22 protein-coding genes and 1 pseudogene are annotated in these 24,956 nt (G+C 59.9%); 14 read left to right on the top strand and 9 right to left on the bottom strand.

Annotation, left to right across the window (positions count from 1 at the left end):
* Nucleotides 1-263 precede the first annotated feature (263 nt).
* Both Q1W70_RS00115 and Q1W70_RS00110 read left to right on the top strand, forming a co-directional pair.
* Nucleotides 264-1,313 (top strand): IS110 family RNA-guided transposase, encoded by a 1,050-nt coding sequence (locus Q1W70_RS00115; RefSeq protein ID WP_083272172.1) that lies wholly within the window; start codon nucleotides 264-266, stop codon nucleotides 1,311-1,313.
* A gap of 12 nt (nucleotides 1,314-1,325) precedes the next feature.
* Nucleotides 1,326-1,529: pseudogene (locus Q1W70_RS00110) on the top strand (integrase core domain-containing protein); the annotation flags it as partial.
* A 232-nt stretch (nucleotides 1,530-1,761) separates the two neighbouring features.
* Here the strand turns inward: Q1W70_RS00110 and Q1W70_RS00105 are convergent.
* From Q1W70_RS00105 to Q1W70_RS00095, 3 genes are read right to left on the bottom strand one after another with little or no spacing between them, the layout of a single operon-like run.
* The gene (locus tag Q1W70_RS00105) at nucleotides 1,762-2,658 is read right to left on the bottom strand and encodes an SDR family oxidoreductase (protein ID WP_265537511.1); all 897 of its coding nucleotides are present in this window, start codon (nucleotides 2,656-2,658) and stop codon (nucleotides 1,762-1,764) included.
* Between the two features lie 30 nt (nucleotides 2,659-2,688).
* On the bottom strand, nucleotides 2,689-3,198 hold the full coding sequence (locus Q1W70_RS00100; RefSeq protein ID WP_166591866.1) for a DUF1097 domain-containing protein: 510 nt from the start codon (nucleotides 3,196-3,198) through the stop codon (nucleotides 2,689-2,691).
* Between the two features lie 33 nt (nucleotides 3,199-3,231).
* Complete coding sequence (locus tag Q1W70_RS00095; RefSeq protein ID WP_302098442.1) at nucleotides 3,232-3,972, bottom strand: SDR family oxidoreductase; 741 nt, start codon at nucleotides 3,970-3,972, stop codon at nucleotides 3,232-3,234.
* Between the two features lie 129 nt (nucleotides 3,973-4,101).
* On the opposite strand from Q1W70_RS00095, the gene Q1W70_RS00090 reads away from it, so the two are divergent.
* A complete protein-coding gene (locus Q1W70_RS00090; RefSeq protein ID WP_166591864.1) occupies nucleotides 4,102-4,989 on the top strand; it encodes a LysR family transcriptional regulator in 888 nt (295 codons plus the stop codon).
* Between the two features lie 217 nt (nucleotides 4,990-5,206).
* Here Q1W70_RS00090 and Q1W70_RS00085 read toward each other — a convergent pair whose 3' ends face one another.
* The gene (locus Q1W70_RS00085) at nucleotides 5,207-6,322 is read right to left on the bottom strand and encodes a Gfo/Idh/MocA family protein (RefSeq protein WP_302098440.1); all 1,116 of its coding nucleotides are present in this window, start codon (nucleotides 6,320-6,322) and stop codon (nucleotides 5,207-5,209) included.
* Between the two features lie 158 nt (nucleotides 6,323-6,480).
* Nucleotides 6,481-7,401 (bottom strand): MurR/RpiR family transcriptional regulator, encoded by a 921-nt coding sequence (locus Q1W70_RS00080; RefSeq protein WP_166591862.1) that lies wholly within the window; start codon nucleotides 7,399-7,401, stop codon nucleotides 6,481-6,483.
* A 312-nt stretch (nucleotides 7,402-7,713) separates the two neighbouring features.
* On the opposite strand from Q1W70_RS00080, the gene Q1W70_RS00075 reads away from it, so the two are divergent.
* The 11 genes from Q1W70_RS00075 to Q1W70_RS00025 all read left to right on the top strand — a co-directional run bounded on the left by Q1W70_RS00075 (nucleotide 7,714) and on the right by Q1W70_RS00025 (nucleotide 21,962).
* A complete protein-coding gene (locus tag Q1W70_RS00075; protein ID WP_302098439.1) occupies nucleotides 7,714-9,651 on the top strand; it encodes a bifunctional 5-dehydro-2-deoxygluconokinase/5-dehydro-2-deoxyphosphogluconate aldolase in 1,938 nt (645 codons plus the stop codon).
* A 160-nt stretch (nucleotides 9,652-9,811) separates the two neighbouring features.
* The gene (iolE, locus tag Q1W70_RS00070; protein ID WP_166591860.1) at nucleotides 9,812-10,705 is read left to right on the top strand and encodes a myo-inosose-2 dehydratase; all 894 of its coding nucleotides are present in this window, start codon (nucleotides 9,812-9,814) and stop codon (nucleotides 10,703-10,705) included.
* A complete protein-coding gene (gene iolB, locus Q1W70_RS00065) occupies nucleotides 10,702-11,511 on the top strand; it encodes a 5-deoxy-glucuronate isomerase (RefSeq protein ID WP_166591859.1) in 810 nt (269 codons plus the stop codon). Before iolE ends, iolB begins: the two co-directional genes overlap by 4 nt.
* A gap of 44 nt (nucleotides 11,512-11,555) precedes the next feature.
* Nucleotides 11,556-13,058, top strand: coding sequence for a CoA-acylating methylmalonate-semialdehyde dehydrogenase (locus Q1W70_RS00060; RefSeq protein ID WP_166591858.1), 1,503 nt, complete (start codon nucleotides 11,556-11,558; stop codon nucleotides 13,056-13,058).
* Between the two features lie 24 nt (nucleotides 13,059-13,082).
* A complete protein-coding gene (locus tag Q1W70_RS00055) occupies nucleotides 13,083-13,904 on the top strand; it encodes a TIM barrel protein (RefSeq protein WP_265537514.1) in 822 nt (273 codons plus the stop codon).
* A gap of 92 nt (nucleotides 13,905-13,996) precedes the next feature.
* Entirely contained in the window at nucleotides 13,997-15,928 is a 1,932-nt protein-coding gene (iolD, locus tag Q1W70_RS00050) for a 3D-(3,5/4)-trihydroxycyclohexane-1,2-dione acylhydrolase (decyclizing) (RefSeq protein WP_166591856.1), read from the top strand.
* A 31-nt stretch (nucleotides 15,929-15,959) separates the two neighbouring features.
* On the top strand, nucleotides 15,960-16,970 hold the full coding sequence (gene iolG, locus Q1W70_RS00045; RefSeq protein ID WP_166591855.1) for a bifunctional inositol 2-dehydrogenase/D-chiro-inositol 1-dehydrogenase: 1,011 nt from the start codon (nucleotides 15,960-15,962) through the stop codon (nucleotides 16,968-16,970).
* A 143-nt stretch (nucleotides 16,971-17,113) separates the two neighbouring features.
* Nucleotides 17,114-18,151 carry a Gfo/Idh/MocA family protein gene (locus Q1W70_RS00040; protein ID WP_166591854.1) on the top strand — a complete coding sequence of 346 codons (1,038 nt, stop codon included), beginning with the start codon at nucleotides 17,114-17,116 and terminating at the stop codon, nucleotides 18,149-18,151.
* Nucleotides 18,152-18,322: 171 nt separating this feature from the next.
* Entirely contained in the window at nucleotides 18,323-19,249 is a 927-nt protein-coding gene (locus Q1W70_RS00035) for a sugar ABC transporter substrate-binding protein (protein WP_166591853.1), read from the top strand.
* A 70-nt stretch (nucleotides 19,250-19,319) separates the two neighbouring features.
* A complete protein-coding gene (locus Q1W70_RS00030) occupies nucleotides 19,320-20,885 on the top strand; it encodes a sugar ABC transporter ATP-binding protein (RefSeq protein WP_166591852.1) in 1,566 nt (521 codons plus the stop codon).
* Nucleotides 20,886-20,939: 54 nt separating this feature from the next.
* Nucleotides 20,940-21,962, top strand: coding sequence for an ABC transporter permease (locus tag Q1W70_RS00025; protein ID WP_008063531.1), 1,023 nt, complete (start codon nucleotides 20,940-20,942; stop codon nucleotides 21,960-21,962).
* Nucleotides 21,963-22,095: 133 nt separating this feature from the next.
* Here Q1W70_RS00025 and Q1W70_RS00020 read toward each other — a convergent pair whose 3' ends face one another.
* The 4 genes from Q1W70_RS00020 to Q1W70_RS00005 form a co-directional block, all read right to left on the bottom strand.
* Entirely contained in the window at nucleotides 22,096-22,581 is a 486-nt protein-coding gene (locus Q1W70_RS00020; protein WP_166591851.1) for a hypothetical protein, read from the bottom strand.
* Nucleotides 22,582-22,771: 190 nt separating this feature from the next.
* Complete coding sequence (locus tag Q1W70_RS00015; RefSeq protein ID WP_166591850.1) at nucleotides 22,772-23,191, bottom strand: DUF6691 family protein; 420 nt, start codon at nucleotides 23,189-23,191, stop codon at nucleotides 22,772-22,774.
* A gap of 2 nt (nucleotides 23,192-23,193) precedes the next feature.
* Nucleotides 23,194-23,628: a YeeE/YedE family protein gene (locus Q1W70_RS00010; protein ID WP_166591849.1), complete on the bottom strand. Its 435-nt coding sequence runs from the start codon at nucleotides 23,626-23,628 to the stop codon at nucleotides 23,194-23,196.
* A gap of 156 nt (nucleotides 23,629-23,784) precedes the next feature.
* A complete protein-coding gene (locus Q1W70_RS00005) occupies nucleotides 23,785-24,705 on the bottom strand; it encodes a universal stress protein (protein ID WP_166591848.1) in 921 nt (306 codons plus the stop codon).
* Nucleotides 24,706-24,956 lie beyond the last annotated feature (251 nt).

The raw sequence follows: 24,956 nt of genomic DNA, 5'->3' as shown, positions 1-24,956 counted from the left end.
GCGCCAAAGCATGAGCCGTCGTGGAAACTGTTGGGATACTCAGTTCACTATGCTCAAGAGCGTCGGCCCAATCTGACCCGTGCTGGGATTGGCCAATAGAGTGCCTTTGCGTTGACCTGTCGATTGGACGCTGACGTTCCCTGGCATTGCCGGGCCCAGCGTCTGTGACCTGATAGGAGCCTTGTCCTGCATCTTGAGTGTCCTGTCCTGCGTATGGGGTTGGTAATGTGTTCTCATCGGAGGCATTAGTCATGAACAGCCCCATGGACGAAAACGAAGTCATCTTGGGAGTTGATACACATCTGGATACCCACGTAGGGGTCTTGATCAACACGAATGGAAACCTGCTTGGCTGCTTGGCGGTAACAACCGATACCAGCGGATATCTCAAGCTCGTTACCTGGGCCAACTCCTTCGGTATGTTGAAGCGTGCCGGCGTGGAAGGCACCGGAACTTATGGCGCGGGTTTAGCCCGTGTCCTGCGTGATCATGGCATCGAGGTGCTGGAGGTTAACCGCCCTGATCGCTCCAAACGCCGGCTCCAGGGGAAATCCGATCCCACCGACGCCGAGAGCGCGGCTCGATCCGTTCTTTCGGGAAACGCCACGGCGATCGCCAAGACCCAATCGGGTGTGGCCGAGGCGATGCGGGTGGTTTCGGTTGCTCGGCGCAGCGCAGTCAGAGCGAAAACCCAAGCGATCAATCAATTGAGAGCCTTGCTCGTCAGTGCCCCGCAAGACATTCGTGAACGGCTCTGGAAAACCAAACCTGGCGACTGCGCCAAGGGATGTGCACGTCTTCGCTCACGGAGCGCGACTGAATTCCTGAACATCTTAACGACCTCCCTGTGTCTATTGGGCAAGCGCTGGCTGGCATTGGCAGAGGAAGTTGAAAAGCTCGATGTCATTCTAGAAAACCTGACTCGCCAACATGCTCGCCGTTTACGTGAACAATTCGGCGTCGGCCCTCAAACGGCGGCCGTGCTGCTTTCGACAGCAGGTGATAACCCGGAGCGGTTAAAAAGTGAAGCAGCTCTCGCCGCCCTCTGTGGGGTCAGTCCTTTACCGGCATCCTCGGGTAAAACGGTGCGACATCGTTTAAACAGAGGTGGGAATCGGTCTGCGAACAACGCCCTATGGACCATTGCGATGGTACGCATGCGAGGTGATCCCAAAACCCAAAGCTACGTCGCCCGTCGTAGTGCTGAAGGTTTGTCTTCCAAAGAAATCCAGCGCTGTTTAAAACGCTATATCGTCAGGGAGCTATACCCTTTGATCCTGGCAGATTTAGCCGATTCAGCTCGATCTTGTTGACATAGGAGCGTCAACGCACCGATGGAGCGCGTATTTCGCAGCTTGAAAACAGAATGGATACCGACCGTTGGCTATCAAACTGCGCAGGAAGCCCAGCGCGATATCAGCCATTTTTTGATGCATCGCTACAACTGGATTAGGCCGCACCAATTTAATGGTGGGCTGCCACCGGCTCAGGCCGAGAAAAAACTTAACGTCGTGTCCGGGATTAGTTGACCACTACACATTGCCGCCGATCAGCTACTGCAATACGGCCTTGAATTCCTGCGCTATATCCTCCCGCTGCACCTCTTCGCCAACCCCGCGGAGTTTGAGCGTGGGCACTGATGTTCTTGAAACAGTGAAGATTCAAACGAAGTGGAACAAGCAGCCATCTTAAACTCATCAATTTTTCTGGAACGGTGACGGCCCAAGGAGTTCCTTGAGCTGCTTCATAGGTCAGGCTGCTTCAGCGAATTGTAGGCTTGAGCAGGTCTTCCAGGCCGATGCGGCGGAACATTTCGGCCCGCACCCGGTCGGCCATGGCATTGACGATTTCGGCACCGTCCTGCGACGGGTCGATATGACGACGGAACGGGCGAGTGCCGGAGGGCATGTCGACGATTTCGACGATGGCGTTCGCCACCTCGCCGACATCCGCGTCTGCCGGCTCCAGGGCCGCCAGGCCTTTGAGGGCCTGATCCGGTACACCGGCGTACGGGCCTTCGTTGTATTCGGCGGCGCGGGCCTGATCGGCGGGCGAGCCGGAATGCACGAAGTGATTGGTGCCCTTGGTGAAGGCGCCCGGCACGATGATCGAGGTCTCCACGCCCCAGCGCGCCAACTCACTGGCGTAGGATACCGCCAACGAATCCATCGCTGCCTTGGCCGCGAAATACGGTGCCAGATAAGGCGGAGTACCACCGCGTGCACTGCTGGATGACACCCACAGCACCAGCCCTCGACCCTGCTTGCGCAATTGCGGCAGCGCGGCGCGGTTAACCCGCTGCGTGCTCAGCACATTGATGTCGTAAAGCTGGGCGTATTGCTCGGGCGTAAAAGCCTCGGCGGGACCGAAGGACATATGCCCGGCGTTATGGATGATCACGTCCAGCCGACCGCAATCTGCAATGATTTTCGCAACGCCGGCCTCGACCGATGTACTTGAAGCGACGTCCAGTTCGACGCTGCGCAGGTCGACCTGATGCTGGTCGGCGTACTGCTGTACTTGAGCCACTTGTGGCGCGTTGCGGCCCAGGGTTTCACGCATGCTGGCGTAGACGGTATGGCCGGCGTCGGCGAGTGCGCGGGCAGTCAGTGCACCGAAACCGCTTGAGGCACCGGTAATCAGAATGACGGATTTCATGGTATTGATCTCTGCAAAGTGAGGGGAGCGTCAGGCGTTACGGGGAAGACGTCGTTGTACGGCATGGGACAACCAGCCGGCGAAGGAGCCGAGGCCGGCCGCGCCGCCCAGCTCAAAAAAACTTTCCAGGGACGGTTCCAGGTGCGCGGCGAAGTAAGCGATCAGGCCAAGGAAGTAGGCGACGACGTTGTTCATCGTCCGGGTGGCCCGCAGTGACACCACGACCATCGCCACGACAAACACCACGATCGGCAGAGCAAACAGGCCGAAGGTGGGGGACAGGGCACCGATGCTCAGCGCCGCGCCCATGCCGAAAACGATGCCCATCAGCACACAACCGAGGTTCACCAAGCCATCGCGCAAGGTCAACCCGCGGCTGAAGAATGCGACCCAACCGACGAACATCGCCCAGACCGGCAGGCTCAGCAGCAAGCTGGAACCTGCCGCCAGTGCGGCGGTGGCGGCAGCGACAGCGGTAAATAGCGTGAACATCAATTTCGATTGCCCAGTGCGAGCGGTGGTGTTGCCTGGGTGGCTCATGATCATCACTCCTTTCAAGGTGGAGGGAGCGGCTCAAACGAGGCCGCCGTTGACGCGCAGGATTTGCCCATTGACCCAGGCCGAATCAGGGCCAGCCAAGAAGGAAACCACCCGGGAAATGTCTTCTGGCTGAGCCAGACGCTCAAGCGGAGACATCTTGGCGAACGTCTGGATTTGTTCTTTGCTCTTGCCTTGCAGGAACAGGTCCGTAGCGACCGGGCCTGGTGCCACGGCGTTGACGGTGATGTTGCGACCGCGCATTTCCTTGGCGAAGACTTGGGTCAGTGATTCCACCGCCGCCTTGCTCGCGATGTACACCGCGTAGCCCGGCAGGTTCATGCCGACGGTGCTGCTGGAAAAGTTGATGATTCGCCCACCGGCATTCAAGCGGGTCGCTGCTTCGCGCAGGGTATTGAAGGTGCCGCGCGTGTGAATGTTGAAGTTCTGGTCGAACAGTTCGTCCGTGTGTTGCGCCAGCGGCATGACCTTGAGGATGCCGGCGTTGTTCACCAGCACATCGACCTTGCCCAGTTGAGCCTCGGTTTCGTCGAACAGCCGGCATACGTCATCGGCACTTGCCACGTCGGCCTTGACTGCAATAGCTTGATGCCCGGCCTGACGCAATTCGACTACAAGTTTCGATGCCTCGGTGGCGCTGTTGGCGTAGTTGACGACGACAGCGAAACCTTCGCGGGCCAGCTGTTTGGCGATTACCGCACCGATGCCGCGGGAGGCTCCGGTGACGATTGCAACTTTCGACGTTTGAGCCGTCATGATGGTGATTCCTGAGTAGTGGCTTGTTTGGGGTGAAGCCAGATTCACATGTTTACTCATGGTGATAAATGCACCAGAGTTGGCTTCACTGTTCAAAAAACACCAACAATCGAACGCCAGGAGTTGACGGTGGATCAAGTCAAAGCAATGAAGGTGTTTGTGCGGATTTACGAGCGCAGCAGCTTCACCCTGGCGGCGGAAGACCTGAACCAACCGCGGGCCACGCTGACCCACACGCTGAATCAGTTCGAAGCCTGGCTCGGCACGCGTTTGTTGGAACGCAGCACGCGCAAGGTGCGCCCAACTCTGGACGGCGAGACGTATTACCAGCGTTGTGTGCAGTTGCTGGCGGAGCTGGAAGACGCCGAACTGGCGTTTCGCGGCGTGGCGCCGAAAGGGCGATTGCGTGTGGATTTGCACGGCACTTTGGCCAAGCACTTTGTGATCCCTGCGCTGCCGCAATTCATGACCCGTTATCCGGACATCGAACTGTCGCTCAGCGAGGCCGACCGCTTTGTCGACTTGATCGCCGAAGGCGTCGATTGCGTGTTGCGCGCCGGCACCCTCGGCGACTCGGCGTTGATCGGCAAACGCGTGGCCAACCTGCGCCAGATCACCTGTGCCAGCCCAGCGTACCTGCGCGAATACGGTGAGCCGCAAAGTCTCGCCGACCTCAGTCATCACCGCGCGGTGAACTACGTTTCGCGCACTACGGCCAAGCTGTTTCCATTTGAGTTCATGGTCGACGGCGAACTGAAGGAAGTGGTCCTCCAGGGCGCGCTATCGGTGTTCGGCGCGGAAATTTACGCGGCCTCGGCGATTGCCGGGCTCGGCATCATTCAATGCCCGCGCTACCGGATGGACGCGCAGATCGCCCAGGGGCTGGTGCAGGAAATCCTCGCCGACACACCACCGCCGTCGATGCCGGTCTCCGTGTTGTATCCGCACAACCGCCACATGTCGCCGCGGGTTCGGGTGTTTGTTGATTGGTTGGAGGAGTTGTTTACCGAGGTGTGATGATGTGAGGGCGAGGGAGTGAGTGTCAGGCGAGTAACACTATTTGGAAGTGTGAGCTCGAACGGGCACCTGCCGCGTTCTAGTTTTTTTAATACGATAATGAATATGACAAAGGTGCAGCCAGATCGCTTCGCAGGCCATATGCGTGGCGAATATGGTTTTTGATTTTTCTGACTGCGTTTTTGGCCGACTCTGTTGAAAATTACGCCGACCGCGATCAGACCTCGCGGATACTGACCCAGCGCTGTTCCCGTGCCGCTAATCGAATCGCCGTCGCCAGCCGCTCCACTTCCAGGGCTTGCTCGAAATCGGTGCCGGCTTGTCCTTGCCCGGCCAAGGCCATGATCAGCTCATGCACTTCCAGCGTCTTCAACTCGTTGTAGCCGAGCTGATGCCCCGGCGCTGGGCTGAACGCTGCATATCCGGGCAGGCTCGGCCCGGCCAGTAAACGCTGGAAGCCGTCCTGGCCGATACGGTACAGGCGTAACTCATTCAAACGCTCCTGATCGAATGACAGGGTCCCTTGGGTGCCACTGATCTCGAAACTCAGGTGGTTCTTGTAGCCGTGCTTGAGCCAACTGCTGCTGAAGGTGCCACGCGCGCCGCTGGCAAAGCGCAGTAAGGCATGGGCCTGATCGTCGACGGCAATGGTGCGTTGTTCCTGGCTACCGGCTGTGGCCGGGCGCTGGCGGTGCACGGTCTGGGAGTCGGCGCATACCGCTTCGACATTGCCGAGCAGATAGCGCGCCATGCCCAGCAAGTGGCTGCCCAGGTCCGCCAGTGCGCCACCGGCATGTTCGGCCTCACAGCGCCACGACCAGGGGGACGCCGGATCGGCCATGAAGTCTTCGCTGAATTCGCCTTGAAAGCTGATGATCTCACCGAGTCTGCCGCTCTGAATCAACTCCCGCGCCAGGCCGATGATGGGGTTGTGCTGGTAGCTGTAGCCGACTCGGGTGACCACGCCCGCATCCTTGGCGGCCAGGTGCATGGCATTGGCCTGTTCAAGGTTCACCGCCAGCGGTTTTTCGCAGTACACCGCTTTGCCAGCCGACAGCGCGGCCATGGCCATCGGGTAGTGCAGGTGGTTGGGGGTGGTGATGGCGACCAGGTGGACCTTGGTGTCATCGATCAATTGCTGCCAGTCGCCATAGGCCTGTTCAAAGTCCCAAGCGGTGGCACATGCCTGGGCACGAACGGGATCGGCGTCGGCCAGGGCGGCGAGGCGCAGCGTAAAGGGCAGTTCGAATGCTGCGCTGACGTTGCGAAAGGCCAGGGCATGGGCACGGCCCATGAAACCTGTGCCGATAAGTCCGATTCCGAGTTCGCGCATGACAGGATCCTTTGGTTTTTGTTTTCAGGAAGCCTGTTTATAGAATAAAAATTCCTTTCTATCAATTTTAGAATAAATATTTAAATGCCGCCGCTGAGCGCTCCCCTGCAAAGGTGGCTGTTCTTCGCTGCGCTTGGCATCGGGCGCCAGTGCCTCGATCAGTCTTCGAACCCGACCTGCTCGTGAATCTCATCGACTTTCAATTCCAGTCGATAAGCCACGGCGATAAACAACGCCTGACACAGGCACAAGGTCGCACTCAACGAGCGGAAGGCAAACGAGCTGCCTTCGTTGACCAGCAGCACGGTATTGGCGCGCTTGGCCAAAGGCGAAAGGTTACTGTCGGTGATGATCAGGGTTTTCGCCTGATGATGCTGGGCGATGCGCAGGCAGTGCTGGGTTTCCTTGCCGTACGGCGTGAAGCTGATGGCGATCACCAGGTCATTGGCACGCACACTGCGCATCTGCTCGCGGTAGCTTCCGCCGAGCCCCGAGACCAGATGGATACGCTTGTTGGTGTGTTGCAGGTTGTAGACCAGGTAATCGGCCACCGCGAACGAACGGCGCACGCCGACCACGTAGATATTGTCGGCATTCACCACCAGGTCCACGGCCTTGTCGAAGGCCTGGTCATCGAGTTCCAGCCCCAGTCGTTCGATGCCCGACAGCGTGGCATTGATGCACTCGCGCGCCAGATCGCCGCCGCTGGCCTTCTGCGACTTGTTGGCGATCATGCTGCGAATGCGTTGCTGGTAGTTCTGCACCGGCGTGGTCTTGTGGGTATACGCCTCGCGGAAAAGCGCCTGCATTTCGCTGAAGCCGCTGAAGCCAAAACGCTGGGAAAACCGCACGATGGCCGACGGGTGCACTTCGCACTCGCGAGCGATGTCACTGATGCGATCGACCATGATCCGGTCGCTTTGCTGGCTCATGTAACTGGCGATGCGTTTGAGCTGGCGCGGCAGGCTTTCGTATTCATTGGTGATCAGTTGCAGCAGACGCTCGGCATTGATCGGGGGGCTGACAAGAGGGCTCTCGGACGTGCTCTCGGTCGTAGCCGGCTGATCGGTGGGGGACATTGGGGAATCCTTCTGGCTTGTACTTATAGGGACGATTTTCACCTCGCCCCCTGACAATAGGTTGACTCTGCGCAGTCTACAGGGTCGGCCTGAATAAAATCTTGAGCCTTGCAGCGGTGCGATGCTTGCTGAAACGATGTACCGCGTCTGGAGCGCTTGTACCAAAGCTTATTGGAAAAAATATTCCATGTAAAAAATAATTGGAATAATTATTGATTGTTCGGTCCGGGTCGTTTTAGTCTGCATCCCACCAAGAGTGTTCGGCGCCTTCATCGCCCCGAACGCAGGCTGATAAAAATAACAGGAGCCAGCATGGGCCAGACTCGTTTTGCCAGTGGGCGTCAATTGGATCTGATTTGCCTCGGACGCCTTGGCGTCGACCTCTATGCGCAGCAAGTCGGGGCGCGGCTGGAGGATGTGAGCAGCTTCGCCAAATACCTGGGCGGTTCGTCCGCCAACATCGCGTTCGGCACCGCCCGGCTGGGGCTCAAGTCGTCGATGCTGAGCCGGGTAGGGGACGACCACATGGGCCGCTTCCTCGTTGAATCCCTGGCCCGTGAAGGCTGCGATACCAGTGGCATCAAGGTCGATCCTGAGCGCCTGACCGCCATGGTGCTGCTGGGTCTCAAGGACCGCGAAACCTTTCCCCTGGTCTTCTACCGCGAAAACTGTGCCGACATGGCGCTGCTGGCCGAAGACATCAGCGAAACCTATATCGCCTCCAGCAAAGCCTTGCTGATCACCGGAACGCATTTCTCTACCGACGGCGTGTACAAGGCGAGCATTCAGGCGCTGGACTATGCCGAGAAACACAATGTCAAACGGGTGCTGGACATCGACTACCGCCCGGTGCTCTGGGGGGTGGCCGGCAAGGCGGACGGTGAAACCCGTTTCGTCGCCAGCCAGAACGTCAGCCAGCATGTGCAGACAATCCTTTCGCGTTTCGACCTGATCGTCGGCACTGAAGAAGAGTTTCTGATTGCCGGTGGCGCCGAGGATTTGCTCACGGCGCTACGTAACGTCCGGCGCTTGAGTGCTGCAACCTTGGTGGTCAAGCTCGGCCCGCAAGGCTGCACGGTGATTCACGGCGCGATTGCGGCACGACTTGAAGACGGCGTGATTTATCCTGGCGTGCAAGTACAAGTGCTCAATGTGCTGGGTGCCGGTGATGCCTTTATGTCGGGCTTCCTCAGTGGCTGGCTGGAGGACGCCAGCGATGAGCGCTGCTGCCAGTTGGCCAACGCCTGCGGCGGCCTGGTGGTGTCGCGCCATGCTTGCGCCCCGGCGATGCCGACCCGCGCCGAACTGGATTACCTGTTCAACAGCCCGGTGCCGATTACCCGTCCGGACCAGGACGCCGTGTTGCAGCGCCTGCACCAGGTCAGCGTGCCGCGCAAACAGTGGAGGCAACTGTTCATCTTTGCCTTCGACCATCGCTGGCAACTGGTGGAGCTGGCGCAAAAGGGCTGCCGTGACCTCAACGCCATCAGCGAACTCAAGCAACTGTTCATCCAGGCCGTGGAACGTGTCGAAGCCGATTTGCGCGAGCAAGGCATCGACGCCGATGTTGGGCTGCTGGCCGATCAACGTTTCGGCCAGGACTCACTGAACGCCGCCACCGGTCGCGGCTGGTGGGTGGCGCGGCCGGTGGAAGTCCAGGGTTCGCGGCCATTGGCCTTCGAACACGGCCGCTCTATCGGCAGCAACCTGATTGCCTGGCCACAGGAACAGATCATCAAGTGCCTGGTGCAATTTCATCCCGATGACGAGCCTCTGCTGCGTCTGGAACAGGAAGCGCAGATCAAGGGCTTGTATCAGGCGTCCCAGGTCAGCGGTCATGAACTGTTGCTGGAAATCATCCCGCCCAAGGATCACCCCTCGGCCCACCCTGACGTGTTGTATCGCGCCCTCAAACGCCTCTACAACCTGGGCATCTACCCGGCGTGGTGGAAGATCGAAGCGCAAAGCGCCGAGGAGTGGCAGCAACTCGACGCGCTGATCCAGGAGCGCGATCCGTACTGCCGAGGGGTGGTGTTGCTGGGCTTGAATGCTCCGGCATCAGCGTTGGCCGAAGGCTTTCAGCAGGCCAGTAAGAGCCAGACCTGTCGCGGGTTCGCCGTCGGCCGGACCATTTTCCAGGAACCGAGCCGCGCGTGGCTGGCCGGGGAAATCGACGATGAAGTGCTGATTGAGCAGGTGCAAGGCACCTTTGTCGAATTGATCGATGCCTGGCGTGCGTCCCGCGCTTGATGAAACACCGTAATACCCCTGTGGGAGCGGGCTTGCCCGCGATAGCGATCTAGCCGACACATTAATGTTGAATGTGCCGCCGTAATCGCGGGCAAGCCCGCTCCCACAAGGATTCAGCGTCGTTCTTACTGATGTGTGTAAAACAATAAAAGGTGCAGCCATGCCCGCTATCCGAATTGGCATCAACCCGATCTCCTGGAGCAACGACGACCTGCCGTCCCTCGGTGGCGAGACGCCGTTGAGCACCGCCCTGAGCGAAGGAAAGGAAATCGGCTACGAAGGTTTCGAACTCAACGGCAAATTCCCCAAGGACGCCAAAGGCGTCGGCGACGTGCTGCGGCCCTACGACCTGGCGCTGGTGTCCGGCTGGTACTCCAGCCGTCTGGCCCGCCGCTCGGTGGCGGAGGAAATCGACGCCATCGGCAGCCATCTCGAGCTGTTGGCGAAGAACGGCGCCAAGGTGCTGGTTTACGGTGAAGTCGCCGACTCCATTCAAGGCCAGCGCATTCCGCTGGTTGAACGCCCACGTTTGCACACCGAACAGGCCTGGCAGGAATACGCCGACAAGCTCACCGAACTGGCGCGTTTCACCCTGTCCCAGGGCGTACGTCTGGCCTATCACCACCACATGGGCGCTTACGTCGAATCCCCGGCGGACATCGACAAGCTGATGGCGTTGACCGGCAGTGAAGTTGGCCTGCTGTTCGATTCGGGCCATTGCTACATGGGCGGCGGCGAACCCTTGCAGGTCCTGCGCAAGCACATCGACCGTATCTGTCATGTGCATTTCAAGGACGTGCGCAAACCGGTGGTGCAGCTGGCGCGCAACAACCTGTGGAGCTTCCCGGACTGCATCATCAACGGCACCTTCACCGTGCCCGGTGATGGAGATATCGACTTCGGCTCATTGCTCGACGTGCTGCTGGCCGCCGATTACCACGGCTGGCTGGTGGTCGAAGCCGAGCAGGACCCGGCGGTGGCGCCGAGTTATGTCTACGCGAAAAAAGGCTACGACACCTTGCGGGCGTTGCTCGACGCGAGGGTTGCGTCATGAGCCTGCTGGTCAAAAGCAACGCCCGCGGCCGCACCATGGTCGAGTTGGGCGACGGTGAGCTGCAATACGTCGGCTTCGCGGCTTATCGCTTGGGCCTGGGTGAAACCCTGCCGGTCTCGGCAGGTGGTAAAGAATTATGCCTGGTGCTACTCAGCGGCCGGGTCAGCATCAAGGGCGAAGCGCCGGGGCAGGGCGCGTTCGACTGGGACAACATTGGCGATCGGCAGTCAGTGTTCGAAGACAAGTCTCCGTTCGCCGCGTACTTGCCGCCTGGCAGTCAAGCCCAGGTGGTCGCCCTCAGTGATGTGCAAATTGCCGTGTGCGCTGCGCCTGGTTCGACCACCGAAGCCCTTGGCCCACGGTTGATCAAACCAGACACGATGAAGCGCAGTGTGCGCGGCAAGGGCGCCAACACCCGTTACGTCTGCGACATCCTGCCGGACACCGCGCCCGCCCATTCACTGCTGGTGGTCGAAGTGCGCACACCGTCCGGGCATTCCTCGAGCTATCCACCGCACAAGCACGACACCGACGACCTGCCGCACCAGAGCTTTCTCGAAGAAACCTATTACCACCAGATCAACCCGCCCCAGGGCTTCGTGTTCCAGCGGGTGTACACCGACGATCGCAGCATCGACCAGGCCATGGCCGTGGAAAACAGCGACCTGGTGGTCGTGCCCAAGGGCTATCACCCGGTCAGTGTGCCGTACGGCTACGAGTCCTATTACCTGAATGTGATGGCTGGCCCGAAACGCGTCTGGCAGTTCCATAACGATCCGCAGCACAGCTGGCTGCTGGATCTCTGAATTCCAACGTCTGAATTCCACTATCTGCACGGAGAACAATAACGATGAGCGACGCCCAGGTTGTAGGCCATTACATAGACGGTCAGGTGCAAGACAGCGGCAGTGAGCGGTTCAGCAATGTCTTTAACCCGGCGACCGGCAGCGTGCAGGCCCGGGTCGGGCTGGCCAGCGAGAAGACGGTAGACGAGGCTGTAGCATCCGCCCTCAAAGCCTTTCCAGCCTGGTCCGAGCAATCTTCCCTACGGCGTTCGCGGGTGATGTTCAAGTTCAAGGAATTGCTCGACCGCCATCACGATGAACTGGCAGAAATCATCAGCCGCGAACACGGCAAGGTGTTCTCCGACGCCAAGGGCGAAGTCACCCGTGGCATCGAAATCGTCGAATACGCCTGCGGTGCGCCGAACCTGTTGAAAACCGAATTCAGCGACAACATCGGCGGCGGTATCGACAACTGGAACCTGCGCCAGCCACTCGGCGTTTGCGCCGGGGTTACGCCGTTCAACTTTCCCGTGATGGTGCCGCTGTGGATGATCCCGCTGGCGCTGGTCACCGGTAACTGCTTCATCCTCAAGCCCTCCGAGCGCGATCCGTCCGCCAGTTTGCTGATGGCTCGCCTGCTGACCGAAGCGGGTTTGCCGGACGGGGTGTTCAACGTGGTCCAGGGCGACAAGACCGCGGTCGACGCCCTGCTGCAGCACCCGGACATCGAGGCGATTTCCTTTGTCGGCTCGACGCCGATTGCCCAATACATCCACCAGCAAGCCACCTCTCGCGGCAAGCGCGTACAGGCCCTGGGCGGGGCGAAAAACCACATGATCGTCATGCCCGATGCGGACCTGGACCAAGCGGCGGATGCCTTGATTGGTGCGGCTTACGGCTCGGCCGGTGAGCGTTGCATGGCGATCTCGATTGCCGTGGCGGTCGGTGATGTGGGCGATCAGTTGATTGCCAAACTGCTGCCGCGCATTGATCAACTCAAGGTCGGTAACGGCCTGCAGGGCGACACCGACATGGGGCCACTGGTCACCGCCGAGCACAAGGCCAAGGTCGAAGGGTTCATCGATGAAGGTGTCGCCCAGGGCGCACAGCTGATTGTCGACGGTCGAAACTTCAAGGTGCCGGGGGCCGAGAATGGCTTCTTTGTCGGCGCGACCCTGTTCGATAACGTCACCACCGAGATGAGCATCTATCAGCAGGAAATCTTCGGTCCGGTGCTGGGCATCGTGCGGGTTCCGGATTTCGCCAGCGCCGTGGCCCTGATCAACGCCCACGAATTCGGCAACGGCGTGTCGTGTTTCACCAGCGACGGTGGGGTTGCCCGAGCCTTCGCCCGCAGCATCAAGGTCGGCATGGTCGGCATCAACGTGCCGATTCCGGTACCCATGGCCTGGCATTCGTTCGGTGGCTGGAAACGCTCGCTGTTCGGCGACCACCATGCCTACGGCGAAGAAGGCATCCGCTTCTACAGCCGCTACAAAAGCGTGATGCAGCGTTGGCCCGACAGCATCGCCAAGGGCCCCGAATTCAGCATGCCGACGGCTAAATAGTTCACTGCGCGGAGAACAACAATAATGAGCAAGCCCCTGCGTTTCGCCTTGAACCGTATGGTCGCCCCCCGCTTGTCGCTGCCAGATTTCATCGAGCTGGCGGTGACCCTCAAGGCCGACGCCATCGAGATTCGCAATGACCTCGAAGGCATCGAGATCGAAGACGGCACGGCACCCGAACGCGTGCGTGAGTTATGCGCGGCCAAAGGCATCACCGTGCTGTCGATCAACGCGCTGTACCCGTTTGATGTGTGGAACGACCAACGCCGTGAGCAAGCCTTGAAGCTCGCAGCCTATGCCCGGGATTGCGGCGCGCAAGGGCTGGTCATGTGTCCCTTGAACGACCGTGACGACCCGCGCAGTGAAGCCGAACGCGCTTCAGGCCTGCGCACGGCATTGAGTCAGCTGGCGCCGATCCTGCGTGATCACGGCATTCTCGGCTTCATCGAGCCGCTGGGTTTCGAAGAGTGCTCGCTGCGCCGTAAACGCACGGCGGTGGAGGCGATCAAGTCCATCGGCGGGCTGGATGTGTTCCGGTTGGTCCACGACACCTTTCACCATCACCTGGCCGGCGAGCATGAGTTCTTCCCTGAGCTGACCGGGCTGGTACACATCTCCGGCGTCGAAGATGCCGAGGCGCCGTTGGCCACCCTTCGTGACGGGCATCGGGTGTTGGTGGGCGAGGGCGACACTCTCGGCAACGCCGCGCAGATCGACACGTTGCTCAGTAGCGGCTACAGCGGCTACCTGTCGTTCGAACCCTTTGCTGACTGCGTGCATGGGCTGAAGAATATCGAACAGGCGATCGGCGCGAGCATGGATCACCTGCACAAATCCCTAGGTTAATGGAGATCCCTGTGGGAGCGGGCTTGCCCGCTCCCACAGTTGATCGCATTCCACAACGCACACCGGATTTAGCTTCAAAGGAAGGTGCAAGCATGACCACAACAAGATTGACCATGGCCCAGGCCCTGGTGAAATTCCTCGACAACCAGTACATCGAGGTCGATGGCGTTCAGAGCAAATTCGTCGCCGGGATCTTTACCATTTTCGGCCACGGCAATGTGCTGGGTCTGGGGCAGGCACTTGAGCAGGACAGCGGCGACCTGATCGTCCATCAGGGCCGCAACGAGCAAGGCATGGCCCACGCCGCGATCGGTTTCGCCAAGCAGCACCTGCGGCGCAAGATCTACGCTTGCACCTCGTCGGTGGGGCCAGGCGCGGCGAACATGCTGACCGCGGCCGCCACCGCGACGGCCAACCGTATTCCCTTGCTACTGTTGCCAGGCGATGTCTACGCCTGCCGTCAACCGGACCCGGTGCTGCAACAGATCGAGCAGTTCCATGACCTGAGCATCAGCACCAACGACGCGTTCAAGGCGGTCAGTAAATACTGGGATCGCATCAACCGTCCCGAGCAGTTGATGACCGCAGCAATCCACGCGATGCGTGTGCTCACAGATCCTGCGCAAACCGGCGCCGTGACCCTGGCCTTGCCGCAAGACGTGCAGGCCGAGGCATACGACTATCCCGATTATTTCCTGCAAAAACGCGTGCACCGCATCGAGCGTCGTCCAGCCACCGAAGCCATGCTCGGCGATGCACTGGCGTTGTTCAAAGGCAAGCGTAAACCGTTGATCATTTGCGGTGGCGGGGTTCGTTATTCCGGTGCCAACGCCGCATTGCAGGCGTTTGCCGAGCGCTTTGACATTCCTTTCGCCGAAACCCAGGCCGGCAAGAGCGCGGTGGTGTCCAGCCATCCGCTGAACGTCGGCGGCATCGGGGAAACCGGTTGCCTGGCGGCGAACCTGCTGGCCAGGGACGCGGACCTGATCATCGGCATTGGCACCCGTTACAGCGACTTCACCACCGCGTCCAAGTCATTGTTCCAGCACCCGCAGGTGCAATTTCTCAACCTCAATATCAGCCCCTGCGACGCCCTGAAACTCGACGGCGTGCAATTGCTGGCGGATGCCAGAACCGGTTTGTCGGCGTTGGCCCAAGCGCTGGGTGACTATCGCTCGAGTTGGGGCGATCAACCCCGTCAGGCCAAGGCGCAACTGGATGAGGAAGTCGATCGCCTCTATCAGGTGGAATTCCAGGCCAAGGATTTCGTCCCGGAAATCAACGACCACATGGACCCGGCGGTGCTGCGCGAATTCATCGAGCTGACCGGCTCCTGCCTGACCCAGAGCCGTGTGCTCGGCGTGCTCAACGAAACCCTGGCGGACGACGCCGTGATTGTGGCCGCCGCCGGTAGCCTGCCTGGCGACTTGCAGCGCAGTTGGCGCAGCAAGGGCGTGAACACTTACCACGTCGAGTACGGCTATTCCTGCATGGGGTACGAGGTGAATGCTGCGTTGGGTGTGAAACTTGCCGAGCCAGATCGTGAGGTCTACGCGCTGGTGGGCGACGGCTCTTACATGATGCTGCACTCGGAACTGGCGACCTCGATTCAGGAGCGGCGCAAGATCAACGTGGTGCTGCTGGACAACATGACCTTCGGCTGCATCAACAACTTGCAGATGGGCAACGGCATGGACAGCTTCGGCACCGAGTTCCGCTTCCGCGACCCGCAAACCGGCAAGCTCGATGGCGGCTTTGTGCCGGTGGATTTCGCCATGAGCGCGGCGGCCTATGGCTGCAAGACGTACACAGTGACCAGTGTTGAAGCGCTGAAAGCCGCGCTGGCGGATGCGCGCTTGCAGACGGTTTCGACACTGATCGACATCAAGGTTTTGCCCAAGACCATGATTCACGGCTACCTGTCGTGGTGGCGGGTCGGCGTGGCGCAGGTTTCCACCAGCGCCCGCACCGATACGGTGGCCAAGACCCTCAACGAACGGCTGGCCAAGGCCCGTCAATACTGATTGCCCTGAAACGAACAAACAGGAGTTTTATATGTCTTTGAAGCTTGGCGTCATCGGCACCGGGGCCATCGGCCAGGACCACATCCGGCGTTGCAGTCAGACCTTGCTCAATAGCCAGGTTGTGGCGGTCACCGACATCAACCTGCAACAAGCGGCCAAGGTCGTTTCCGACCTCAAGCTGACCGCCGAGGTTTATCCCGACGGTCACGCCCTGATCGAGGCGCCAGACGTCGAGGCGATCCTCGTGACCTCCTGGGGGCCGAGCCACGAAGCGTTCGTGCTGGCCGCGATTGCCGCCGGCAAGCCGGTGTTCTGTGAGAAACCGCTGGCCGTCACTGCCGAAGGCTGCCGCAAGATCGTCGAGGCGGAAGTGGCGCACGGCAAGCGGCTGGTACAGGTCGGTTTCATGCGGCCGTACGACGAGGGGTATCGGGCGCTGAAATCGGTGATCGACAGCGGCCAGATCGGCGAGCCGTTGATGTTGCATTGCGCCCACCGCAACCCGACCGTGGGCGAGAACTACAAGACCGACATGGCGATCACCGACACCCTGATCCATGAGCTGGATGTGCTGCGCTGGTTGCTCGATGACGACTACGTGTCGGTACAGGTGGTATTCCCTCGCAAGACCAGCAAGGCCCACGCTCATTTGAAAGACCCGCAGATCGTGCTGCTGGAAACCGCCAAGGGCACGCGCATCGATGTGGAAGTGTTCGTCAACTGCCAGTACGGCTACGACATCCAGTGCGAAGTGGTGGGGGAGACAGGCATCGCCAAACTGCCGGAACCGTCGCAGGTTCAATTGCGCAGCGGGGCGAAACTGTCCAATGCGATTCTGATGGACTGGAAGGACCGGTTCATCGCCGCGTATGACGTCGAGTTGCAGGCGTTCATCGATGGCGTACGGGCCGGGCAGGTTGGCGGTCCTTCGGCGTGGGATGGCTTTGCGGCGGCGGTGGCGGCGGATGCGTGCATCGAGGCGCAGAGCAGCGGGCAGATCGTAAAGGTCGGCCTGCCAGAGCGCCCGTCTTTCTACGACTAACAATGTTCCCCTGTGAGAGCGAGCTGGCTCGCGGTTGCGATCCAACAGTCACCCCGTTGTCGAGGGTGCTGTCGTCATCGTCGCAACGCCGCCCGGAACAAGCTCGCCCCCTCAGGGGCCGCGTTCATAAGGAAAATACATTCATGCGCATCGGACTTGTCGGATACGGCCATGGCGGCCGATTTTTCCATGCTCCACTGATCAGCAGTTTGCCGGGTGCCACCTTCGTCGGTGTGGTGACCCGTTCAACGGAACGGCGCCGCTTGCTGGGGGCAGAACACCCCGGCGTGCCGGCCTTCGACAACATCGGTCAACTGGTCGAAATCGGGGTCGATGTGCTGGTCGTGTCGACACCGCTCAAAGGCCGCCCGGCGCTGGTACTCGACGCCATCGAACACAACGTGGCGGTGGTCAGCGACAAGCCGTTCGCCGCTGATGCGCAACAAGCGCAAACCCTGATCACCATGGCCGAGCGTCAGGGCGTGCAACTGAGCGTCTACCAGAACCGGCGCTGGGACTCGGACTTTCTGACCGTGCGCAAACTCATTGAGTCCGGTGCGCTGGGCCAGGTCAGCCGTTTTGAATCGCGGATCGAACGTTACTCGCCGCAGTCGGTGAACAACGGCAGTGGTGGCGGTTTCCTGCGTGATCTGGGCAGTCATCTGGTGGATCAGGCACTGCTGCTGTTTGGCCCGGTCTCCCAGGTTTATGCCGAGCTGGATTATCTGGAGAAAGACCAGACGTTCGATAACGGCTTCTTTATGTCCCTGACTCACGCTAGCGGTGTGATCTCGCACCTGGGCGGCAGTTGCTTGCAAAACACCCCCGGCCCGCGCTTTCGCGTGACCGGCACTCAGGGCTGCTACAGCGTCGACGGTCTGGATGGGCAGGAGGCGTCGGCCCTTGCCGGGCTCACGCCCAAATCCGAAGGCGAGCGCTGGGGCGTCGAAGAGCATCGCCGCTGGGGCTGGTTCGAACAGGGCGAAGTGCGCGAAAGGGTTCCCTCCGAACGAGGTTGCTGGAATCAGTTCTATTTACAACTGCAAGCCGCATTGCAGGGCGGTGGCCCACTGCCTGTGGACGCCCGCGATGCACTGGCGACCACCCGTGTGCTAGACGCTGCGCGGCTGAGTTTCGAGCGCCATCAGGTGGTGCAATTGAGCCCCTTCGAGCGTCGCTGAACAAAATTAGAATAAAATTCTAAAATGAGTTGATATGGAAAATATTTTCCAATAAAGTCATTTCCAGCGAACTGCCTCGCACCCGGCTCCAACACTTTTCCCGCTTGCCCGCTTACTGAAATCGTCACGCCTTATCCATAAAACCAACAAGAATGTGGAGAAAGACCTTTCATGAAGACCAAGATCCGTTTCGCCTCACTTGCCTTGTCACTGATGTTCGCCAGTGGCGCTGCCCTCGCTGACATGAAGATCGGTGTCAGCATGTCGCAGTTCGATGACACCTGGCTGACCTATCTGCGTGAATCCATGGACACCAAAGCCAAGTCCTATCCCGATGGCGTCAAGCTGCAGTTCGAAGACGCACGCAGCGACGTGGTCCGGCAGTTGAGCCAGGTAGAAAGCTTCATCAGTCAGAAAGTCGACGCCATTGTGGTCAACCCCGTGGATACCGCCGCCACCAAAAAAATCACCGAAGCGGCGGTCAAGGCCGGCATTCCGCTGGTGTACGTCAATCGGCGTCCCGATGACCTGAACCTGCCCAAAGGCGTGGTCACTGTCGCCTCCAACGATATGGAGGCCGGTCAGATGCAGATGCAATACCTGGCCGACAGAATGGGCGGCAAGGGTGACATCGTGATCCTGCTGGGCGACCTGGCGAACAACTCCACCACCAACCGTACCAAGGGTGTCAAAGAGGTGCTGGCCAAGTACCCGAACATCAAGATCGAGCAAGAGCAAACCGGCATCTGGTTGCGGGACAAGGGCATGACCCTGGTCAACGACTGGCTGACCCAGGGCCGCAAGTTCGACGCGGTTGTCTCCAACAACGACGAGATGGCCATCGGTGCCGCGATGGCCCTGCAGCAGGCCGGAGTCGAAAAGGGCAGCATCCTGATCGCCGGGGTCGACGGTACGCCTGACGGTTTGAACGCGGTGAAGAAGGGCTCTCTGGTCGTGTCGGTGTTTCAGGACGCCAAGGGGCAGGCAGACGGTTCGATCGAGACAGCCGTGAAAATGGCCAAAAACGAGCCGGTAGAGCCTGCCGTATGGGTGCCGTATCGCTTGATCACCCTGCAGAACGTTGACCAGTTCAAATAGTCCGTCCGCTCAATAACAACAATAAACACGCAAGGTGGCAACCGCGACCTTGCTGATGGAGTACCTGATCATGTTCGCTTCAGCGACTGCTAAGAGCACCCCGTTGCCGGGTGTCCAGCCAACCGCAATACCTGTCGATGAGCCGTACCTGTTGGAGATCGTCAACGTCAGCAAGGGTTTCCCCGGGGTGGTGGCCTTGTCCGACGTCCAGTTGCGGGTACGCCCCGGTTCCGTGTTGGCCCTGATGGGCGAGAACGGCGCGGGCAAATCCACCTTGATGAAAATCATCGCCGGCATCTACCAGCCAGACGCCGGCGAACTGCGCCTGCGGGGCAAGCCGGTGGTCTTCGAAACGCCCCTGGCAGCGCTGCAGGCCGGGATCGCGATGATCCATCAGGAGCTCAACCTGATGCCGCACATGAGCATCGCCGAGAACATCTGGATCGGCCGTGAGCAGCTCAACGGTTTCCACATGATCGACCACCGGGAAATGCACCGTTGCACGGCGAAGCTGCTGGAGCGCCTGCGCATCAATCTTGATCCGGAAGAGCAGGTCGGCAACCTGAGCATCGCCGAACGGCAGATGGTCGAGATCGCCAAGGCGGTGTCCTACGACTCCGACATCCTGATCATGGACGAACCGACTTCGGCCATCACCGACAAGGAAGTCGCCCACCTGTTTTCGATCATTGCCGACCTCAAGAGCCAGGGCAAAGGCATCATCTATATCACCCACAAAATGAATGAAGTGTTCAGCATCGCCGACGAAGTGGCCGTGTTCCGCGACGGCGCCTACATCGGCCTGCAACGGGCCGACAGCATGGACGGCGACAGCCTGATTTCGATGATGGTCGGGCGAGAACTGAGCCAGCTGTTCCCGGTGCGTGAAAAGCCGATTGGCAATCTGTTGTTGTCGGTGCGCGACCTCAAGCTCGATGGCATCTTCAAGGAGGTGTCCTTCGATCTGCATGCCGGCGAGATCCTCGGCATTGCCGGGTTGATGGGTTCGGGGCGGACCAACGTTGCCGAGGCGATCTTTGGCATCACCCCCAGCGACGGTGGCGAGATTCGCCTTGACGGTGAAGTGGTGCGCATTACCGATCCGCACATGGCCATCGAGAAGGGCTTTGCCCTGTTGACTGAGGATCGCAAGCTCAGCGGCCTGTTCCCGTGCCTGTCAGTCCTGGAAAACATGGAAATGGCGGTGCTGCCGCACTTCACCGGTCGCGGTTTCATCCAGCAAAAAGCCCTGCGCGCCCTGTGCGAGGACATGTGCAAGAAGCTGCGGGTGAAAACGCCGTCGCTTGAGCAATGCATCGACACCTTGTCCGGCGGTAATCAGCAGAAGGCCTTGCTGGCGCGCTGGCTGATGACCAATCCACGAGTCCTGATTCTCGACGAGCCGACCCGCGGCATCGATGTCGGCGCCAAGGCCGAGATTTACCGGCTTATCTCCTACCTCGCCAGCGAAGGCATGGCGGTGATCATGATTTCCTCGGAACTGCCGGAAGTGCTCGGCATGAGCGATCGGGTCATGGTCATGCACGAAGGCGACCTGATGGGCACGCTCGACCGCAGCGAAGCGACTCAGGAGCGAGTGATGCAACTGGCCTCGGGCATGTCCGCGGTTCACTAATGGGCCGGCGCTGGCTCGGCCAGCGTCGACGATGCGATAGAAGGGTGAGTGGTTATGAATGCGATACTGGAAAACAAACCAGCAACGGTACCGGTCAAGAGTCGCCGACGCTTTCCGACTGAACTGAGCATCTTCCTGGTGCTGATCGGCATCGGCCTGGTGTTCGAGGTGTTCGGCTGGATCGTGCGCGACCAGAGCTTCCTGATGAACTCCCAACGCCTGGTGCTGATGATCCTGCAAGTGTCGATCATAGGCCTGCTGGCCATTGGCGTGACCCAGGTCATCATCACCACCGGCATTGACCTCTCATCAGGCTCAGTGCTGGCATTGTCGGCGATGATCGCCGCCAGCCTGGCGCAGACCTCGGACTTCGCACGGGCGGTATTCCCGTCACTGACGGACTTGCCGGTATGGATTCCAGTGATTGTCGGGCTCGGTGTCGGGCTGTTGGCGGGGGCAATCAACGGCAGCATCATTGCGATCACCGGGATACCACCGTTCATTGCCACCTTGGGCATGATGGTCTCGGCCCGTGGCCTGGCGCGTTACTACACCGAAGGCCAGCCGGTGAGCATGCTATCGGACTCCTACACGGCCATTGGTCACGGTGCGATGCCGGTGATCATTTTTCTGGTGGTGGCGGTGATCTTTCACATCGCACTGCGCTACACCAAGTACGGTAAATACACCTACGCCATCGGCGGCAACATGCAGGCGGCGCGCACGTCCGGTATCAACGTCAAACGCCATCTGGTCATCGTCTACAGCATCGCCGGGTTGCTGGCGGGACTGGCGGGTGTGGTCGCTTCGGCTCGTGCCGCCACCGGGCAGGCCGGGATGGGCATGTCCTATGAACTGGATGCGATTGCCGCCGCGGTCATCGGCGGCACGAGCCTGGCGGGCGGGGTGGGGCGCATCACCGGCACCGTCATCGGCGCACTGATCCTTGGGGTGATGGCCAGCGGATTCACCTTCGTCGGAGTCGATGCCTACATTCAGGACATCATCAAAGGCTTGATCATCGTGGTCGCGGTGGTCATCGACCAATACCGCAACAAGCGCAAACTCAAGCGCTGAGTGTGACTGCAAACAGCGAGGGCCTGTTCCGGCCCTCGCTTGCCCATACTCCCAGCACGCATTGAAACGGGTTGCCGCGTTCTCGACGGCGTTACGTGAGCGGCTTTCCCGTCGGGTCAGACTCGGCGCTGGCCTACTGCCCAGGCTTGGCCGGTGGCGGCCCCTGCATGAAGTGCTGATGGCGCATCATGTTGTCCATCATCATCTGTTGCATCCCCGTGTACCTGTCCATCATGTACTGGTGTTGATTCTTCTGCTCCGGGGTCATGTTCGAGTAGTCCTGCCACCCCATCATGTGGCTACCTCCCATCATGTGCCCTTTGCCCATCATTCCCGGCCCCCACATACCGTTCATCATGCTCATTCCATTTTGCATGGTGTTCCAATGCTCCTGAAGGAGCTTCTGGCGCTGTTGGGGATCCTGGGTTTGCTGAATTTGCTCCATCTGAGCCTGCATCTTCTTGAAGATGTCTTGCGCCTGAACCATCTGCTTATCGAACTCGGCCACATTCGGGGCCTGTTGTTGCGCCTGCGTCACTTGGGATGGCTCTGCTGCCAATGCCCACAAGGGGACTAACGAAGCGGTGAGGAAGAGCACGGCCAATCTGCTGTTTTTCATGTCAGGCTGCCTGGGTAGGGGTGAGCTGAAGCAAATGCCGAGTTGCCAAAATTGAAAGCCTCAGCATGACCCTTGAACAAATAGCAGAGCCGTCGCAAGCGCCTTTGACATACATCAGATACTGAAGTGATTGCCGCCATTCGCAGGTGCCACCCACCACCGCGTGTTCGTTTTCCCGGCGCTCTGCCTTTCAATGGTTTCGCCGAGTCTCCAGCGCAGTAAACAACAACATGCCGGCCAGCATGGCCAACATGAACACAATCACTTGCCAATGTCCGGTGAACACAATGGCCACTGCGGGGCCAGGACAGATGCCCGCTATCCCCCAGCCGATGCCGAACAACAGGCTGCCGCCCACCAAACGCGGGTCCAGCTCACGTTTGCTCGGTAGCTGCATTGGCCTTCCCAGCAGCGAGCTGGATTGTTGCCGCGCCCAGGTGAGCGGGCCAACGGCTACGCCAATGGCGGCGACCATGACCAACGCCAAGGAAGGGTCCCAGGCACCGGCCACATCCAGGAAAGCCAACACTTTTGTCGGGTTGGCCATGCCTGCCAGAAGCAGACCCAGGCCGAACAGCAGGCCAGAAATGAACGCACTCAGCTTGATCATGTTCAGCCCCCCAGCAGATGACGCAAGACGAACACCGTGGCGAAACCACTGAACATGAAGCACGCCGTGGCGACCATCGATCGCGGCGAAAGGCGCGATATGCCGCACACCCCATGCCCACTGGTGCAACCCGAGCCGTAACGGGTGCCGATGCCCACCAGTAAGCCCGCAACCGTGAGTCCGAGCCAGCCACTCTGGAACTCAATTTTGGGCAGGGTGGCAAACAGTCCCCATACCAGCGGCGCGATGAGCAGGCCCAGGAGAAACAGCGCTTTCTCGATTGCCCCTTCGCTGCGGCGCTGTAACAGACTGCCCATCAGGCCGCTGATGCCTGCGATGCGCCCGTTGGCAACGACGAACAGACTGGCCGCCAGGCCAATCAATGCGCCACCGGCAAGGGATGACCAGGGAGTGAAATTGAGCCAATCGATATTCACGAAGCTTCTCCGGCACACAGGTTCAGACAGGGGTTGGGTCACGGCCAATGCCGCGCTGAGCAATGCGGCTCATGGCAGCCACGTGGGTGGCATTGTCACCCACGTGGCTGGAAATCTGAAGCAAGCGCGGATGAGTGCGGCGGGAGCCATCGACCGTCAGATGTTTTCTGGAGACACCACCCACACGCTGCAGGGCATCTTGTACAGCAGATGCTCCACCGTGCTGCCGATCAACCGGCCCATGCCGCGGTGACCCACACGACCCATGACAATCACATCGATGTTATAGGCGTCCGCATAGCTGGAAAGCACCTTGGCAGGATTGCCCATGATCATGTGCTGGCGCTCCGGCGCGATCCCGTTGCGCTCGGCAAGGTCGCGAAATGCATCCGCCTGCGCGTCGAACAGGACCTTGGCTTTTGCCGAGGAGAAAAACGCCGAGCCATTGCTGAAGCCGAATTCGTCCGCGCTGATGCCGGAAAGGTCATGGGCGTAGATCACATCCAGTTCTGCATCACAGGTGCTCGCCAGTTTGGAGGCCTCACGCAGAATCCGGTCGTTCAGGCCCTTGTATTGGTCATCGGAATGAAACGGATCGACGGCGGCGACGATCCTGCGCGGCAAGACATTGTGCAACTGACTGACGAAATGCAGAGGCACCGGGCATTCGCGCAGCAGATGGATATCCAGTGGCGTAAACATCAGGCGTGACAGCAGCGACTCGTGCTCCAGGGCCTTGATCAATACGCTCATCGGCTGCTCTTTGAGGTGAATGAGGATCTCCTGCAGCGGCCTCTCTACCCAGACGACTTCCGTGGTCACCTGCACACCGATCTTGCGCAAGGGACGCGCCTGGTCTTCGAGCCACTGACGGTGCCGCTCGACATAGCCCAGTCGCATCTGCTCCATCGCCTGCTCGTTGACCAAGCTGGCGGTTGCCAGCCCTTCAAGGTAATCGAACGCCACGATATGCAGGGCGGCGCCCGCAGCTTTGGCCAAGGCAGCGGCCCGGTCGAAGGCGGGGCTGTGCTCCATCAGCGGCGAGACGACCAGCATGAAACGTGATTGATCAGTCATGACAACTCTCCGGTGAGGTGATCGTGCAATCGCTCGCCCCAATGGTTGCGGTGTTTTGGGGCCGTGCAGTCTTGCCCTTAGCCTGCCGCTGTTCAGGGTAGCGGGTTTGATCTTTGTCAAAGGGAGGGCAAAGGAGGGTGTTGCCCGACGCACGGTTGTCCGGGCCTGGTCCAGTGTCGAAATTGTTGACCATTATCAATCTTTCGCCTGGCGCCCCGGCGCAGTCTTTGGGCTCGTGCAGAACGTTGGCT

This window comes from Pseudomonas kielensis, assembly GCF_030505375.1.
Classification (GTDB): Bacteria; Pseudomonadota; Gammaproteobacteria; order Pseudomonadales; family Pseudomonadaceae; genus Aquipseudomonas; species Aquipseudomonas kielensis.
This window is presented reverse-complemented; position numbering and strand designations above follow the sequence as displayed.